General features: G+C 51.9%; 10 protein-coding genes. 5 read left to right on the forward strand and 5 right to left on the reverse strand.

The annotated features are described in order from the left end of the window. The first annotated feature begins 40 nt into the window (after positions 1 to 40). Positions 41 to 1,549 carry an L-aspartate oxidase gene (nadB, locus tag HMPREF2551_RS04515; protein ID WP_070837434.1) on the forward strand — a complete coding sequence of 503 codons (1,509 nt, stop codon included), beginning with the start codon at positions 41 to 43 and terminating at the stop codon, positions 1,547 to 1,549. 171 nt (positions 1,550 to 1,720) lie between these two features. On the opposite strand, the gene pgmB is transcribed toward nadB, so the two are convergent. From pgmB to HMPREF2551_RS04530, 3 genes are all read right to left on the reverse strand, one after another. Continuing rightward, a complete protein-coding gene (gene pgmB / locus HMPREF2551_RS04520) occupies positions 1,721 to 2,386 on the reverse strand; it encodes a beta-phosphoglucomutase (RefSeq protein ID WP_070837436.1) in 666 nt (221 codons plus the stop codon). A 12-nt stretch (positions 2,387 to 2,398) separates the two neighbouring features. Further along, a complete protein-coding gene (locus tag HMPREF2551_RS04525; RefSeq protein WP_070837438.1) occupies positions 2,399 to 4,657 on the reverse strand; it encodes a glycoside hydrolase family 65 protein in 2,259 nt (752 codons plus the stop codon). A gap of 74 nt (positions 4,658 to 4,731) precedes the next feature. Beyond that, positions 4,732 to 6,084: an SLC45 family MFS transporter gene (locus HMPREF2551_RS04530; protein ID WP_070837440.1), complete on the reverse strand. Its 1,353-nt coding sequence runs from the start codon at positions 6,082 to 6,084 to the stop codon at positions 4,732 to 4,734. Positions 6,085 to 6,424: 340 nt separating this feature from the next. Here HMPREF2551_RS04530 and ettA point away from each other — a divergent pair, with 340 nt between their 5' ends. Next, positions 6,425 to 8,101, forward strand: a complete 1,677-nt coding sequence (ettA, locus tag HMPREF2551_RS04535) for an energy-dependent translational throttle protein EttA (RefSeq protein ID WP_070837441.1) — start codon at positions 6,425 to 6,427, stop codon at positions 8,099 to 8,101. A gap of 65 nt (positions 8,102 to 8,166) precedes the next feature. Here ettA and HMPREF2551_RS04540 read toward each other — a convergent pair whose 3' ends face one another. After that, the gene (locus tag HMPREF2551_RS04540) at positions 8,167 to 8,802 is read right to left on the reverse strand and encodes a multidrug efflux system transcriptional repressor MtrR (RefSeq protein ID WP_049343935.1); all 636 of its coding nucleotides are present in this window, start codon (positions 8,800 to 8,802) and stop codon (positions 8,167 to 8,169) included. A gap of 226 nt (positions 8,803 to 9,028) precedes the next feature. On the opposite strand from HMPREF2551_RS04540, the gene HMPREF2551_RS04545 reads away from it, so the two are divergent. From HMPREF2551_RS04545 to HMPREF2551_RS04555, 3 genes are read left to right on the forward strand one after another with little or no spacing between them, the layout of a single operon-like run. After that, a complete protein-coding gene (locus HMPREF2551_RS04545; RefSeq protein WP_070837443.1) occupies positions 9,029 to 10,297 on the forward strand; it encodes an efflux RND transporter periplasmic adaptor subunit in 1,269 nt (422 codons plus the stop codon). 11 nt (positions 10,298 to 10,308) lie between these two features. After that, entirely contained in the window at positions 10,309 to 13,521 is a 3,213-nt protein-coding gene (locus HMPREF2551_RS04550) for an efflux RND transporter permease subunit (RefSeq protein WP_070837445.1), read from the forward strand. Positions 13,522 to 13,577: 56 nt separating this feature from the next. Further along, positions 13,578 to 14,984 (forward strand): efflux transporter outer membrane subunit, encoded by a 1,407-nt coding sequence (locus HMPREF2551_RS04555; protein ID WP_107831885.1) that lies wholly within the window; start codon positions 13,578 to 13,580, stop codon positions 14,982 to 14,984. A gap of 74 nt (positions 14,985 to 15,058) precedes the next feature. Here HMPREF2551_RS04555 and HMPREF2551_RS04560 read toward each other — a convergent pair whose 3' ends face one another. Beyond that, positions 15,059 to 16,396, reverse strand: coding sequence for a GTPase/DUF3482 domain-containing protein (locus tag HMPREF2551_RS04560; protein WP_070837447.1), 1,338 nt, complete (start codon positions 16,394 to 16,396; stop codon positions 15,059 to 15,061). Positions 16,397 to 16,673: the final 277 nt, after the last annotated feature.

Genomic DNA, 16,673 nt, shown 5'->3' on the forward strand with positions numbered 1-16,673 from the left:
TATTGCCGTTTCAGACGACCTCTCAAACAAGGACAACACCATGCAAACCGATTGCGACGTATTGATTGCCGGAAACGGGCTGGCGGCATTGACGCTCGCCTTGTCGCTGCCTGAATCGTTCCGCATCGTCATTTTGTGCAAAAACTGGCTGGACGACACCGCCAGCCGTCATGCGCAAGGCGGGATTGCGGCGGTGTGGTCGGGAGAGGATGACATCGGAAAACACGTTGCCGATACTTTGGAAGCGGGAGCAGGTTTGTGCAACGAAGCCGCCGTCCGCACCATCCTGTCGCAGGGCAAACCGGCAATCGAATGGCTGCTGGCGCAGGGCGTGGCGTTCGACCAAAATAATAACGACCTGCACCTGACGCGCGAAGGCGGGCATACCTGCCGCCGAATCGTCCACGTCGCCGACTACACGGGCGAAGCCGTCATGCAGAGCCTGATCGCCCAAATACGCCGCCGCCCGAACATCCGCGTTTGCGAGCGGCAGATGGCGTTGGACGTTCAAACCGAATCAGGCGCAGTGTGCGGGCTAACCGTCCTTGACCGCCGAACGCAAGAAACCTACCGCATCCACGCCCATCATACCGTACTTGCAGGCGGCGGCTTGGGGCAGATTTACGCCGCCACCACCACGCCGCCCGAATGCACGGGCGACGCTATCGCCATGGCGATACGCGCAGGCTGCGTAGTCGAAAACCTCGAATTTATCCAATTCCACCCTACAGGCTTGGCAAGGCCGTCTGAAAACGGCCGCACCTTCCTGATTTCCGAAGCCGTGCGCGGCGAAGGCGGCATCCTAACCAACCAATCGGGCGAACGGTTTATGCCGCATTACGACCGCCGCGCCGAACTCGCACCGCGCGACATCGTTGCCCGCGCCATCGCCGCCGAAATCGCCAAACAAACGCAAGACTTCGTCTCACTCGACATCAGCCATCAACCCGCGGCGTTCGTCCGTCAGCATTTCCCGTCTATCCACCGACACTGTTTATCCCAATGCGGCTTGGACATCACGCGCCAAGCCATCCCCGTCCGCCCCGTGCAACACTACACCTGCGGCGGCATCCAAACCGACCCCTGCGGCAGAACCTCCCTGCCGCAGCTCTACGCCTTAGGCGAAACCGCCTGCACAGGGTTGCACGGAGCCAACCGCCTCGCCAGCAACTCCCTGCTCGAATGCGTCGTAACCGCCAGACTTGCCGCCCAAACCATCGCGGACGGACAAGCGTTCCAAACCGCACCGTCCAAAAGGTCGTCTGAAAATCCCTCCGCCGAAGCAGACATCTTTTCAGACGACCTCCAAAACACATTCAGCCGCCCCGTCCTGCAAGCGTTCAACCAACGCCATCTGGGCATCCTCCGCAACGATACCGACCTGCGCCGCGCCATCGCCCAACTGCGGCTTTGGAAGCAAAACCAAGCCGAGCCGCACACCGCGTCCGAATACGAAAACCGCAACCTGCTCGAATGCAGCCTCGCCGTAGCCCAAGCCGCATACGCTAGACGGCAAAACATCGGCGCGCATTTCAATAGTGATTGTTAAGGTTGGCTGGTCAGAGAAAATCTTTCAAATAAATTTGAATAGCATGGTTGAAAAGTTGGTATTCAGTTTTTAGGGTTGTGTAAGTTGGGTTATCACTCTGTTCTAAAAGAAGAAAGGCCGTCTGAAAACCTGAATCAGGTTTTCAGACGGCCTTTTTACTTCTTTAATATTTTATCTGCCCGACTGCTCCCACACGTTTTGCAGGTAGGCGTAGGTCAGCTCGGCAGTGCCGGACACCAGCGCGATGTCGCTGCCCAAGTCTTCGGCTTTGCCCACGCCGATGGGCAAGGCGCCGGCGGCTTTGATGGCGGCGACGCCGGCGGCGGCGTCTTCAATGCCGATGCATTGGCGGATGTCCGCGCCCACGCCCTCGGCGGCGGCGAGGAAGATGTCGGGGGCGGGTTTGGAATGCGCGACGGCGGCAGGGTCGGCGACGGCGTCGAAGAAGTGGGTAAGTCCCATGCGTTCCAGCAGGAACGGGCCGTTTTTACTGGCGGACGCGAGGGCGATTTTTTTGCCGTTTGCCCTCAATGCTTCCAGCAGCGGCAAAATGCCGGGGTACACGTCTTCGGGTTTGACTGCCTGAATCATCTCGACGTAGTTGTCGTTTTTGCGGCTGGTCAGTTCGGCGAACTCGGCTTCGCTGACGGTTTTGCCGCCGTGCGCGAGGATGCGTTTGAGTGAATCGTCGCGCGATACGCCTTTGAGCTGCTCGTTAAACTTGCGGTCGATACTGATGCCCAGTTCTTCGGCGAGCTTTTTCCATGCGCGGTAGTGGTATTCGGCGGTGTCGGTGATGACGCCGTCGAGGTCAAAGAGCACTGCGGTAAAAGTCATTTTGCGCCCTCCTTATTTTTCCAATGCAACGGTGTGGCTGCCGCTAAGCGTGATGTCTTTGCCATACACCTGCAAATCGAGCGGCTCGCCTTTGAGCAGGGTGAAAACCACGTTTTCTTTGCCAACGGCGACTTTAATCAGACGGCCTCGGTAGTTGATGTGGAAGGCGTAGCCTGTCCACGCACTCGGCAGGAACGGTGCGAAGCTGAGTTTGCCACCCCAGGTTTTCATTTGGGCGAAACCTTGGACGATGGCGAGCCACGAGCCGGTCATGGAGGTGATGTGCAAACCGTCTTCGGTGTCGTTGTTGTAGTTGTCCAAGTCCAGGCGGGCGGTGCGCTGGTACATTTCCACGGCTTTTTCTTCTTTGCCCAGTTCGGCGGCGAGGATGGCGTGGATACAAGGCGACAACGAGCTTTCGTGCACGGTCATCGGTTCGTAGAAGTCGAAGTTGCGGCGTTTTTCGTCGATATTGAAACGGTCGCCGAAGAAGTAGATGCCTTGCAATACGTCCGCCTGTTTGATGAAGGGCGAACGCAGGATTTTGTCCCACGACCATTTCTGGTTGAGTGGCAAATCTTCGGGCGAAAGTGCGGACACGGGGCGGATGTCTTTGTCGAGGAAGCCGTCGTGTTGTACGAACACGCCGAGTTCTTCGTCATGCGGACGGTACATATTCGCGCTGATGTCCGCCCATTTTTCCAACTCGGCGGCGCTCACGTTCAAATCCGGACGCGGGTATTTCGCCAAGGCTTCGCGGGTGTAGTCCAATACCCATGCGGCGAGGGTGTTGGTGTACCAGTTGTTGTTGATGTTGTTTTCGTATTCGTTCGGGCCGGTTACGCCGTGAATCATGTATTTGCCGTTGCGTTTGGAGAAGTGGACGCGGTCCGCCCAGAAGCGGGACACTTCGACCAAGACTTCCAAGCCTTCTTTGGCAAGATAGCTTTCGTCGCCGGTGTAGTTGGTGTAGTTGTAGATGGCGTAAGGAATCGCGCCGTTGCGGTGGATTTCCTCGAAGGTGATTTCCCATTCGTTGTGGCACTCAATGCCTGTAAACGTTACCATCGGATAGAGTGCGCCCGCCAAGCCCTGTTCGCGCGCGTTGTGCTGCGCCTGCGGCAGTTGGTTGCGACGGTATTGCAGCAGGTTGCGGGTAACTTCGGGTTCCGCCAGTGCAAGATAGAGCGGTACGGCATAGGCTTCGGTGTCCCAATAGGTCGCGCCACCGTATTTTTCGCCGGTAAAGCCTTTGGGGCCGATGTTCAGACGCGCGTCTTCGCCGTAGTAGGTGGAGAACAGTTGGAACAGGTTGAAGCGGATGCCCTGCTGCGCTTCGTCGCTGCCTTCAATGACCACGTCGGCGATTTCCCAACGGTGCAGCCAGCCTGCTTTGTGTGCGTCCAGCAAGGTTTCAAACGCAACGCCTGCGATTTTTTCCGACAAGGCGCGGCCTGTGGCTTTCACCGCTTCCAAGCCTTGATAATCGCGGCTGGTGGTAACAATCACGCGTTTTTCAAAGGTTTCAGGCGTGCCGCCGACTTCGGCCTCGAAAGAATTGGAGACCTGCCAGTCGGTTTGGCTGCCGCCGAGGGCTTTGAAGCTGCCGGCGAAGGTTTGCTCGGCGTTGACGATGAATTGTTCCACGCCGAAAGGATTGGCGACGGTTTGGGTGGCAATGTAGGAGCGGTCGTCTGAAACGCCTTTGTCCAATACCTGCCAGAATTTTTCTTCGTAGTTGGAGTCTTCGTTTTTCACGTCGGCGTCGATGATGGAATCGATGCGGACTTGGTGGGTTTTGCCGTCGACGGATACGGCTTCCCAGCGGATAACCGCCAGCTCTTTTTGCGCGACGGACAGGAATTTGCACACATCGAAACGCACGCCGAATACGGTGAACGAGCGGCGCAACACGCCGTGCTGCATATCGAGTTCGACGGAGAAGCCAGCAACGTCGTTTTTCGCCAAATCCACTTCCTGATTGTCGACAAAGATTCTGACTTTGCTGAAATTGAGCGCATTGATGGCTTTGCCGAAATATTTAGGATAGCCGTTTTTCCACCAGCCGACACGGGTTTTGTCGGGGAACCACACGCCGGCGATGTAGGTACCCAAGTGGCTGTCGGCGGAGTAGGTTTCTTCAAAGTTGCCGCGCATGCCCATATAGCCGTTGCCCAAGCTGGTCAGGCTCTCTTGCAGCCGTTTGTGCTCTTTTTCCAGTTTTGTCGAACGCAGTGTCCAAGGGCTGACTTCCATGATTCTCGTGTACATTTATGAAGCTCCTGTTATTAAAATCGTAAGTTCGGCAAAGGTTTCAGACGGCCTTTGCCGATGGTATGGATGGATTATTCGCCGTGGGTCTCTTTAATCAGACATACTGAGAAGGCTCCCAGCAGCAAGACCGCGCCTGCAACCAAGAACATGGTTGCCTGATGGCTGCCCAGCATAGGGAAGAGGATAAAGCTCAGCAGAGAGGCGACGATCTGAGGCATACAGATAGAACCGTTAAACAGACCCAAATAAGTACCCATGTGTTTGCCTGAGAGGGCATTGGTCACAATCGTCAAAGGATAGGTAATGATACCGGCCCACGCAATACCGATTAAGGTATAAGACAACACCAGCGCGTATTGATTGCTGATGAAGAAAACGGAGAAGAAACCGAGCGCACCCAAAGCCAAGCAACCGAAATAACCGACTTTATGGTATTTATTCGGTACTTTTGCCAGAATAAACGAGCAGATAACGGCAGCAATGGATTGTACCGCCGCCAAAACGCCGTACCAGTTGCCTGCTTCTTGGTAGCCTACGGAAGAGGCATCGGTTGTCTGCCACACGTTTTCCGCAATCGCGCCTGCCGAGTAAGTCCACATATATTGGAAGGCAAACCAGCAGAAGAATTGTACCAAAGTCACCGTCCAAAACGCTTTAGGTGCGGTTTTCAAAAGTTCGAACCAGTTGGCTTTTTCCTGATTCGCGGCGACATCGATGCCGTGATAGCGGGCGTAGGTTTCCGGATCGTATTCTTTGACTTTGAAAATCGTGAACGCGCTGGTAATTACCAGCAACGCCGCACCCACATAAAACGCAACGACCACGGTCTGCGGCACGACGCCTTTTTCGGCCGTGTTCGCCAAACCGATATACGCAAACACAAACGGCAGAATCGCCGCCACAACCGCGCCCGTATTTGCTAAGAAACTTTGAATGCCGTAGGCGTAGCTTTTCTGCTCCTCGTTGACCATGTCGCCGACCATCATCTTAAACGGCTGCATTGCCATATTGGAGGACACGTCCAACAGCGCAATCATCAGCGCGCCAAACGACAAGGCCGCCAAAGAAGCGTAACCAAAACCGAAGCTGCCCGAGTTCGGCATCAGAATCATGACGATAACCGCAATCAGCGTACCGTAAAGCAGATAGGGCAGACGGCGGCCGCCCAAGCGCGGCATCCAGGTGCGGTCTGAGTAGTAGCCCACAATCGGCTGAACCAACATACCGGCCAATGGGGGCAGAATGAAAAACCAGCCCAAATTGTGCGGGTCGGCGCCTAAAGTTTGAAAAATTCGGCTCATTTGTGAGCTTTGCAGGGTAAAGGCCGTCTGAACGCCGAGATAGCCGAAGCTCAGCATCCAAATCGTACTTTTTGCCAGTGACGGCAAACCTTGTTTTGCTGTTTTTTGCGTATTTTCCGACATGAGGTAAATCCTTTTTTTAAAAAGTATTTTTATTGAGAAATCTGAAAGGTTCCTTGGTGTGGTGTTCTCTGTCGTTATTGTTTGTGTGCGTACTTTCAAGGATATAGGTGCATTTTATGAAGCGCGCCGGATATTGGCAATGCCAGTTCAAGGATAAACTGGCTTAAATCAAATTTTTTGCGGTTTGGCATTGATACCGTCGGGCAATGAGGGTATCGGTTCGGCGCGGTGTATATTTTGATGCTTATTTCTATTTTCAGACGGCATTTGAACAAGCAAGTATTGGGGCAATAGGTTAAAATGGGCCGTCTGAAATTTGTTTGATGAAAACGAGAAAACTATGTCCCAACAATACGTCTATTCTATGCTGCGCGTGAGCAAGGTTGTGCCGCCGCAAAAAACCATTATTAAAGACATTTCCCTTTCATTTTTCCCCGGTGCAAAAATCGGTTTGCTTGGTTTGAACGGTGCGGGTAAATCTACTGTACTGCGGATTATGGCGGGCGTGGATAAAGAATTTGAGGGCGAAGCCGTGCCGATGGGCGGCATTAAAATCGGCTACCTGCCGCAAGAGCCCGAGCTTGATCCTGAGAAAACTGTGCGCGAGGAAGTGGAAAGCGGTTTGGGTGAAGTGGCTGCCACGCAGAAACGTTTGGAAGAAGTGTATGCCGAGTATGCCAATCCCGATGCGGATTTTGACGCGCTGGCGGAAGAACAGGGCCGTTTGGAAGCGATTATTGCGGCAGGTTCGTCCACGGGCGGCGGTGCGGAACACGAATTGGAAATCGCCGCCGATGCGCTGCGCTTGCCGGAATGGGATGCCAAAATCGGCAATCTGTCCGGCGGTGAAAAACGCCGCGTTGCCTTGTGCAAACTCTTGTTGAGCAAACCGGATATGCTGCTGCTGGACGAGCCGACCAACCACTTGGATGCGGAATCGGTGGAATGGCTGGAGCAATTCTTAGTGCGCTTCCCCGGTACAGTCGTTGCGGTAACGCACGACCGCTACTTCCTCGATAATGCTGCCGAATGGATTTTGGAACTTGACCGCGGCCACGGTATTCCTTGGAAAGGCAATTACTCGTCTTGGCTGGAACAGAAAGAAAAACGCTTGGAAAACGAGGCTAAATCCGAAGCCGCGCGCGTGAAAGCGATGAAGCAGGAATTGGAATGGGTGCGCCAAAATGCCAAAGGCCGCCAAGCCAAGTCCAAAGCGCGTCTGGCGCGTTTTGAAGAAATGAGTAACTACGAATACCAAAAACGCAATGAAACGCAGGAAATCTTCATTCCTGTTGCCGAGCGTTTGGGTAACGAAGTGATTGAATTTGTGAATGTTTCCAAATCGTTCGGCGACAAAGTGTTGATTGACGATTTGAGCTTCAAAGTGCCTGCTGGCGCGATTGTCGGCATCATCGGCCCGAACGGCGCGGGTAAATCGACGTTGTTCAAAATGATTTCGGGCAAAGAGCAGCCCGATTCCGGCGAAGTGAAAATCGGCCAAACCGTGAAAATGAGCTTGATTGACCAAAGTCGCGAAGGTTTGCAAAACGACAAAACTGTGTTCGACAACATCGCCGAAGGCCGCGACATTTTACAGGTTGGTCAGTTTGAAATTCCTGCCCGCCAATATTTGGGACGCTTCAACTTCAAAGGCAGCGACCAAAGCAAAATTGCCGGTCAATTGTCTGGTGGCGAACGCGGCCGTCTGCACTTGGCAAAAACCTTGTTGAGCGGCGGCAACGTCTTGCTGTTGGACGAACCGTCCAACGACCTCGATGTGGAAACTCTGCGCGCGTTGGAAGACGCATTGTTGGAATTTGCCGGCAGCGTGATGGTGATTTCGCATGACCGTTGGTTCCTCGACCGTATCGCTACGCATATCTTGGCTTGTGAAGGCGACTCTAAATGGGTGTTCTTTGACGGCAACTATCAGGAATACGAAGCCGATAAGAAACGCCGTTTGGGTGAAGAGGGCGCGAAACCGAAACGTATCCGTTACAAACCGGTAACACGTTAATTAGGTTTGAACCAAAAGGCCGTCTGAAACTTTTAATGTTTCAGACGGCCTTTTATTTTTGATGTTTATGATTGTTTTCTTAATTGCGGATGATTTTCCAATGTATCAATGATGATTTCAATCATGCGGGGGGCGGTTTGCGCCAAATCGAAGCCTTGACCTGAAGAAAGCCAGCGCCAAATCAAGCCGTCTAATGAAGACTTGATGAAGATGACTGCCATATCGATATCTAAATTATCCGCCAACGCTTTTTGTTGTACCGCATCAGTCAGGACAGCAACGATTTTTTCACGCCATAGCGATTGGTGTTTTTTAGCGATGGCAATGACCGCCTCGTTTTGCTCGGTGTGTTCGCATTTTAAAAACAAAATGCTGTGGAATTTATAGTGAAGATCGTTGTGTTGCAGGCGCTCGAAGAAACGGGTCAGAGTTAGTCGGAAGCTTGACCAAGCCTGTTCGTTATTGTTGTTCGAGTCTTCTTTTATGCAGCTTTCGATGTCGTCGCAAATCCGTTGGAACAAGGCGTCAAACAAATCTTCTTTGTTTTTGAAATGCCAATACAGCGCGCCGCGCGTTACGCCTGCGGCTTGGGCAATTTCGTTAAGCGAGTTGCGGGCAATGCCTTTCTGATAAAACGTATCCAATGCGGCAAGCATGAGATATTCTTTGGTTTTTAAGGCTTCGGTTTTGGTTCTTCTCATAGTTGTTTTGTGGGGAATGTAAATTTATGGTTCGGATTATAAAAAATTACTTCTGAAAATGCAAGAATGTATGTATAATTTAATTCAATACTTGATAGTGTTTCTCAACACTATATAATCAGCCTGTTTTTCATAAAAGCAGGCAATTTCTGTTTGCGAAATATGAGATTAAAGTAATCAATTTTTAATTAGTCAAACCCTTATTTATCATAGAGATAGGAAAATTATGGCTCTTTATGCTTCTAAAATGATGCGTGTCGTATCGATTGCGGCGGCTACTGCATTGGCGCTTTCTGCTTGCGGCAAAGGCGATGAGAAGGCAGCCGGCCAACAGGCGCAAGGCAGTCAGCAACAGCAAAATCAACCTGCCCCTGAAGTCCGCGTGGTTACCGTGCATCCGGAAACCGTTGCATTGACAACCGAGTTGCCGGGCCGTCTGGAATCATTGCGTACTGCTGAAGTTCGCGCCCAAGTCGGCGGTATTTTGCAAAAACGCCTATTCCAAGAGGGCAGCTATGTGCAAGCCGGTCAGCCTTTATACCAAATCGACAGCTCGACTTATGAAGCAAACTTAGAAAGCGCACGCGCCCAGTTGGCGAGTGCGCAAGCGACTTTGGCCAAAGCGAATGCCGACTTGGCCCGCTACAAACCGCTGGTTGCCGCCGATGCCATCAGCCAACAGGAATATGATGCAGCCGTAACCGCCAAGCGCTCAGCCGAGGCAGGCGTCAAATCTGCACAAGCAGCTATCAAATCTGCCGGTATCAGCCTGAACCGCTCCCGCATTACTGCGCCGATTTCCGGCTTTATCGGTCAATCTAAAGTTTCTGAAGGTACGCTGTTGAATGCCGGCGATACCACCGTTTTGGCCACCATCCAACAAACCAATCCGATGTATGTCAACGTTACCCAATCTGCCAGTGAGGTTATGAAACTGCGTCAACAGGTTGCTGAAGGCAAATTGTTGGCGGCAAACGGCGCGATTGCAGTGGACATCAAATTTGACGACGGTACGGTTTACCCTGAAAAAGGCCGTCTGCTGTTTGCAGATCCGACTGTTAACGAAACGACCGGTCAAATTACCTTGCGCGCTGCCATTCCTAATGACAGAAATATCTTGATGCCGGGCTTGTATGTACGCGTATTGATGGAACAAGTTGCAGTGGATAATGCATTTGTAGTGCCGCAACAAGCAGTTACCCGCGGTTCGCAAGATACGGTGATGGTGGTGAATGACAAGAGCGAAATGGAAGCGCGTGTCGTGACCATTGCCCAACAGCAAGGTAGCAATTGGGTGATTACAGACGGCCTGAAAGACGGCGACAAAGTGATTGTTGAAGGCATCAGCATTGCCGCTATGTCGGGTGCTAAAAAGGTAACGCCGAAAGAATGGACGCCGCCTGCAAACGCCGCAGCGGCAACCCCGGCAGTTTCAGACGGCCAGGCTGCATCCGAGGCCAAGCCTGAAGCTAAAGCTGCATCTGAAGCCAAATAAGGAACGCGTGAATGTCTAAGTTTTTTATTGACCGCCCCATCTTTGCATGGGTTATTGCGATTTTTATCATCGCAGCGGGTATTTTCGGCATTCAAAAACTGCCAATTTCCCAATATCCGTCCGTTGCAGCACCGACCATTACTTTGCGCGCTACTTATCCGGGCGCTTCTGCTCAGGTAATGGAAGACAGTGTACTGGCCGTTATCGAACGTAATATGTACGGTGTGGAAGGTTTGGACTATATGACGACTTCTGCCAATTCCAGCGGCAGCAGCAGCGTCAGTCTGACGTTTACACCGGAAACCAATGAAGATTTGGCGCAGGTGGACGTGCAGAACAAATTGTCGGAAGTGTTGTCCACATTGCCGTCTACCGTACAGCAATATGGTGTAACCGTATCTAAAGCGCGTTCCAACTTCTTGCAAGTGGTCATGCTTTCTTCTGAAAAGCAATCCATTGAGGAAATGAACGATTACGCCCAGCGCAATATCATTCCTGAACTGCAGCGTATCGACGGGGTAGGGCAGGTACAATTGTTTGGTGCGCAACGCGCCATGCGTATTTGGGTTGACCCGAAAAAACTGCAAAACTACAACTTGTCTTTTGCAACGGTAACCAACGCACTGGCTACTCAAAATATCCAAATTTCTGCAGGCTCTATCGGTTCTTTGCCGGCGGCTGCAGGTCAGACCATTTCGGCGACCGTTACTGCGGAAGGGCAATTAAGAACGGCTGAAGAGTTTGGCAACATCATTTTGGTATCCAATACCGATGGTTCTAATGTCTATCTGAAAGACGTTGCCAAAGTCAGCTTGGGTATGCAGGACTATTCTACTTCCACACGTTTGAACGGCGTGAATACCACCGGTATGGCAGTGATGCTGTCCAACAGCGGTAACGCTTTGGCAACGGCGACTGCCGTGAAAGAAAAAATGGCAGTTTTGCAGAAGTATTTTCCAGACGGCATGAGCTGGAAAGTTCCTTACGATACTTCCAAATTTGTGGAAATTTCGATTGAGAAAGTGATCCATACGCTTTTGGAAGCCATCGTATTGGTATTCTTGGTGATGTATCTCTTCCTGCAAAATATCCGCTATACGCTGATTCCGACTATTGTCGTGCCGATTTCCCTGTTGGGCGGTTTTGCCTTTATCTCATATATGGGTATGTCGATTAACGTATTGACCATGTTTGCGATGGTATTGGTAATTGGTATTGTGGTCGATGATGCGATTGTGGTCGTTGAAAACGTTGAGCGTATTATGGCGAGCGAAGGTCTGCCGCCTAAGGCTGCAACCAAAAAAGCGATGAGTCAGATTTCCGGCGCGGTGATCGGTATTACTGCCGTGTTGATGTCCGTATTTGTGCCGCTGGCAATGTTTAGCGGTGCAACCGGTAACATTTACAAACAGTTTGCCCTGACCATGGTGGCATCGATCGGCTTCTCCGCATTCCTTGCTTTGACGCTGACTCCGGCATTGTGTGCCACCATGCTCAAGCCGATTCAGAATGGTCATCACGAAGAGAAAAAAGGTTTCTTCGGTTGGTTTAACAAGAAATTCGACAACTGGACACACGGCTACGAAGGCTGGGTAGCCAAAGTCTTGCGCAAGACTTTGCGCATGATGGTTGTCTATATCGGTTTGACTGTTGTGGGCGTATTCCTGTTTATGCGTCTGCCGACTTCCTTCTTGCCGACTGAAGACCAAGGTAACTTGATGTTGAGCGTACAGCTGCCTGCCGGCGCGACCAAAGAGCGTACCGATGCAACTTTGGCTCAAATCACTCAACTGGCGAAATCTGTACCTGAGATCGAGAACATTGTTACCGTTTCCGGCTTTAGTTTTAGCGGTTCCGGCCAAAACATGGCTTTGGGCTTTGTCATTCTGAAAGACTGGAGCGAACGTACTGCTCCGGGCAGCGATGCGACTTCTATTTCCGGTAAGTTGACCGGCATGATGATGGCTACGCTGAAAGACGGTTTCGGTTTGGCGATTGTGCCTCCTGCCATTATGGAATTGGGTACAGGCTCCGGCTTGACGATTTACCTGCAAGACCGTAACAACAGCGGCCATGCCGCATTATTGGCCAAGCGCAATGAGTTGATTGACAAAATGCGCAAAAGCGGTTTGTTTAACCCAAGTACCGTTCGTGCGAGCGGTTTGGAAGATGCGCCGCAGTTGAAAATCGACATCAACCGTGCCGCAGCAGCCGCACAAGGTATTTCGTTCTCTGACATCCGTACTGCTTTGGCTTCTTCTTTGGGTTCGTCTTATGTAAACGACTTCCCGAATCAAGGCCGTCTGCAACGCGTGATGGTACAAGCTGATGCGAGTGCCCGTATGCAGCCTGCCGATATTCTGAACCTGACTGTACCGAACAAATCCGGCGTTGCCGTACCGCTTTCTACCATTGCTACTGTTTCTTGGGAAAACGGTATGGAACAAAGCGTCCGCTTCAATGGTTATCCGGCAATGGAGCTTTCCGGCTCTCCTGTTAATGGCGTATCTTCCGGTCAAGCCATGGCTGCGGTGCAGCAAATGGTTGATGAAATGGGCGGCGGTTACAGTCTGGAATGGGGCGGTCAGTCTCGTGAAGAGGCTAAAGGCAGCTCACAAACTGTCGTGTTGTACGCATTGGCCGCTGCCGCTGTATTCTTAGTATTGGCTGCTTTGTACGAAAGCTGGTCTATCCCGTTGGCGGTTATCCTTGTGATTCCGTTGGGCTTGATTGGCGCGGCATTGGGCGTGACCGGCCGTAACATGTTTGAGGCACTGCTGGGCAGTATTCCGGCATACGCCAACGATATCTACTTCCAAGTCGGTTTTGTTACGGTGATGGGTTTGAGTGCGAAAAACGCGATTTTGATTATCGAGTTTGCCAAAGACCTGCAAGCGCAAGGCAAGAGCGCGCTTGAAGCTGCGCTTGCCGCCGCACACTTGCGTTTCCGTCCGATTATCATGACTTCGTTTGCCTTCATCTTGGGCGTGGTACCGCTTTATGTTGCCAGCGGTGCCAGCTCCGCCAGCCAACGTGCGATTGGTACGACCGTGGTCTGGGGTATGTTGATCGGTACGATTCTGTCTGTGTTCCTTGTGCCTTTGTTCTATGTGGTTGTGCGCAAATTCTTTAAAGAAACCGCACACGAGCATGAGATGGCCGCCAAACACGCCGCTGAAGCCGGCATGATTGAAGACGGTAAACACGATTCAGACAAGCACTAAAGCAAAGGCCGTCTGAAAAATTTTCAGACGGCCTCAAAATGCTAAAGGATTCTAAAATGAAGAAGATTACATTCAAACCTGTACTGACCGCCGTTGCCGCCGCCGTGGCTTTGTCGGCCTGTACCATGATGCCGAAATATGAGCAGCCTCAAGTTGCCGTGGCCGATACGTTTAAATACGACACTGTTGACGACGGTATCCGTGCAGCCGAATTGGGTTGGCAAGATTACTTTGCCGATCCTCGCCTTCACCGCCTGATCGACATCGCATTGGAACGCAATACCGATTTGCGTACAGCCGCGCTGAATGCGGAAATCTACCGCAAGCAATACATGATTGCGCGTAATAATTTGTTGCCAACCGTCAATGCCAGCGGTACAGGTTCGCGTCAAGGCAGTTTGAGTGGCGGCAGCGTTAGCAGCCAATACAGCGTGGGTTTGGGCGCAGCCTCTTATGAGCTTGACCTCTTCGGCCGTGTCCGCAGCACCAGCGAAGCCGCGTTGCAAGGTTATTTTAATGTGGCCGCAAACCGCGATGCCGCCCATCTGACCCTGATTTCTACCGTTGCCAAAGCCTACTTTAACGAACGCTACGCGGAAGAAACCATGGCATTGGCACAACGCGTATTACAAACCCGTGAAGCGACTTACAAGCTCTCGCAATTACGCCATAAGGCCGGCGTGATTTCCGCCGTTGATTTGCACCAACAGGAAGCGCTGATTGAATCGGCCAAAGCCGATTACGCATCTGCGGTAAAAAACCGCGAGCAAGCGCGAAATTCCTTGGCTATGTTGATTAATCAACCTTTGCCTGAAGACTTGCCTGCCGGTTTGCCTTTGAACAAACAGTTCAAAATGACCAAACTGCCTGCCGGTTTGAGTTCGGACCTGTTGCTCAACCGTCCGGATATCCGTGCGGCCGAACACGCGCTCAAACAAGCCAATGCCAATATCGGTGCGGCACGTGCGGCGTTTTTCCCGCGCATCAGCCTGACCGGTTCTGTCGGTACCGCTTCCGGCGAGTTGAGCGGCCTGTTTAAGAGCGGCACGGGTATTTGGGCTTTTGCACCATCCATCACTCTGCCTATCTTTGATTGGGGCACAAACAAAGCCAATCTTGACGTAGCCAAACTGCGCCAACAGGCACAAATCGTTGCTTATGAAGCCGCTGTTCAATCCGCATTCAAAGACGTTTCCAATGCGTTGGTTGCACGCGAACAGCTGGATAAAAGCTATGCCGCTTTGAGCAAACAAAGCCGTGCCTACAACGACAGCCTGCGCCTCATCAGCCTGCGCTACAAACATGGCGTATCCAGTGCATTGGATTTGCTGGATGCCGAGCGCAGCAGTTACGGCGCAGAAACTGCTCTTTTGGCTAATCAGCTGACCCGTTTGGAAAACCTTGCCGACTTGTATAAAGCACTTGGCGGCGGTTTGAAACGCGAAACCAAAGCTTCTGAATAAATATTTGCCTGCTAAGCTTAAAAGGCCGTCTGAAACATTTGGGTTTCAGACGGCCTTTTTGTTATGCGGCAATTCTAAGCTTTTAATTTCTCGCTTAAAGTGGCGACATAGGCTGCGCGTTCGTTACGGCTGGCTTCGGGCTGGTGTGTATTGAGCGAAGACCATTTGCGGTTGCTGCGTGCTTTGTTGAGTTCGCTTGGCAATTTGGCCGTATTCCATGGCGCTTTGCGTTCTTTTAGCTCGATATGTGATTGAGCCGCGTGGCCGCGCGTTTGCAAGACGTGCAATAAATCCAGTGCGCGTGCGGCGAGCAGGGTAAGGGTTTCCGGATCAGTATGCAGGGTTTGCCGGCCGTTGATTTTGTCGGTGATGTCTTGGGCATTGGGCAAAATGCCGCCCAACAGTCCACCGATGGCTGTGCCCAAACCAAGCGAGCCGCCAAGCGTGGCAATATCCAAGCCTAAGCCGATGAGTGCACCTGCGGTTGCGCCGGTACCGGTACGGATGCCGTAATGTTTGAGCAATTCGCTGTCAAACGGATCTTGTTTGAAGGCTTTGGGCATCCATGTGCTGTCACTGCCGACTTCGTCGTGATAGAAGCGGTAAAGTGTGAACAGGCGTTGTTGCATTTGCCGCTCAAGTTGGCGGATTTCCGATTGCATGACTTCCAAAGTCGGGGCAGGGTCGTCGTTTTCGGCAATTTCTTGGGTAAATGCGGCGGCATCCAGCAGAAAATCGGCAATTTCACGACGCGCTTCCGTATCCAGCCGTTGCCACTCGCGCCGGCGCATATTGATGAGGCGGTCGAGGATGTCGCGCTTAGGTAACATGGTGGCAAGGTTGTCCCACAATCGGATTTCGCCTTCAAAGTCGAAGGCAACGGTATCGAAACCGGCGTAAACATGCAGGTTTCTGCGGGCGAGCATATTGGTCCAAGCGGTCAGGTCTTGATTTTGGGTGAAGTTGAACACGGGCATGATGGGCTTGGCGCACCAAGACAAAATGGTCAACTCATCTTTGTATTTGTCGAGGACAGGTTCCCGCGCATCGATAACATACATGGCCATATCGCTTTGCATGACTTGGCGCAGCACTTTTGCCTCTTGGTTGAATTCGTGATGTGCTTCATGGTTGCTGAGGAATTGTTGGATGCGTTCGATACCGTCATCGCGTGCGGATGTGTGTGTTTCCAGCCAGTCCAATACGCCACCGGCATCTTCAAGACCAGGTGTGTCGTAGAGGTAAACCAAGCTGTCGTCACCGTCGTTGATAAGGGCTTCTTCGACATGGCGCGTGGTAGAGGGCGCGTTTTTCACTTCGCCGAAGGTGCTGTCGCGTAAAAGTGTGCGTAAGAGCGAGGTTTTGCCTGTGTTGGTATGGCCGACGACGGCAAGGGAAAGTGGGGTGGTCATGGTCTTTGGGTCGGGTTGATATGGACTATGAATGTGTGAGTATGGAGCCGTTTATCTTTAGTGGCAATATATGTTTCAGACGGCCCTAAATTCTTTTTATATATGGGCGAAAATAGCAAGAAAAAGAGGGGGATAGCGACTTTGTTGTTTTTTAGCAAAATACTTGAAAATAGATGGGGAAACAGTTGACAGGAGGGTAGAAGTCAAGGATAATTCGCGCTGTTGAGTTGCTTGATGCAGCTTGATTTTTCTCCTCTATTTCTCCTTTGTAGACTTG

Source organism: Neisseria sp. HMSC066H01 (assembly GCF_001837375.1).
GTDB lineage: Bacteria > Pseudomonadota > Gammaproteobacteria > Burkholderiales > Neisseriaceae > Neisseria.

What these genes read in the sequence shown, in the direction of transcription:
- nadB (WP_070837434.1), top strand. Translation starts at nt 41, where the DNA reads ATGCAAACCGATTGCGACGTATTGATTGCCGGAAACGGGCTGGCGGCA.
- pgmB (WP_070837436.1), bottom strand. Translation starts at nt 2,386, where the DNA reads ATGACTTTTACCGCAGTGCTCTTTGACCTCGACGGCGTCATCACCGAC.
- HMPREF2551_RS04525 (WP_070837438.1), bottom strand. Translation starts at nt 4,657, where the DNA reads ATGTACACGAGAATCATGGAAGTCAGCCCTTGGACACTGCGTTCGACA.
- HMPREF2551_RS04530 (WP_070837440.1), bottom strand. Translation starts at nt 6,084, where the DNA reads ATGTCGGAAAATACGCAAAAAACAGCAAAACAAGGTTTGCCGTCACTG.
- ettA (WP_070837441.1), top strand. Translation starts at nt 6,425, where the DNA reads ATGTCCCAACAATACGTCTATTCTATGCTGCGCGTGAGCAAGGTTGTG.
- HMPREF2551_RS04540 (WP_049343935.1), bottom strand. Translation starts at nt 8,802, where the DNA reads ATGAGAAGAACCAAAACCGAAGCCTTAAAAACCAAAGAATATCTCATG.
- HMPREF2551_RS04545 (WP_070837443.1), top strand. Translation starts at nt 9,029, where the DNA reads ATGGCTCTTTATGCTTCTAAAATGATGCGTGTCGTATCGATTGCGGCG.
- HMPREF2551_RS04550 (WP_070837445.1), top strand. Translation starts at nt 10,309, where the DNA reads ATGTCTAAGTTTTTTATTGACCGCCCCATCTTTGCATGGGTTATTGCG.
- HMPREF2551_RS04555 (WP_107831885.1), top strand. Translation starts at nt 13,578, where the DNA reads ATGAAGAAGATTACATTCAAACCTGTACTGACCGCCGTTGCCGCCGCC.
- HMPREF2551_RS04560 (WP_070837447.1), bottom strand. Translation starts at nt 16,396, where the DNA reads ATGACCACCCCACTTTCCCTTGCCGTCGTCGGCCATACCAACACAGGC.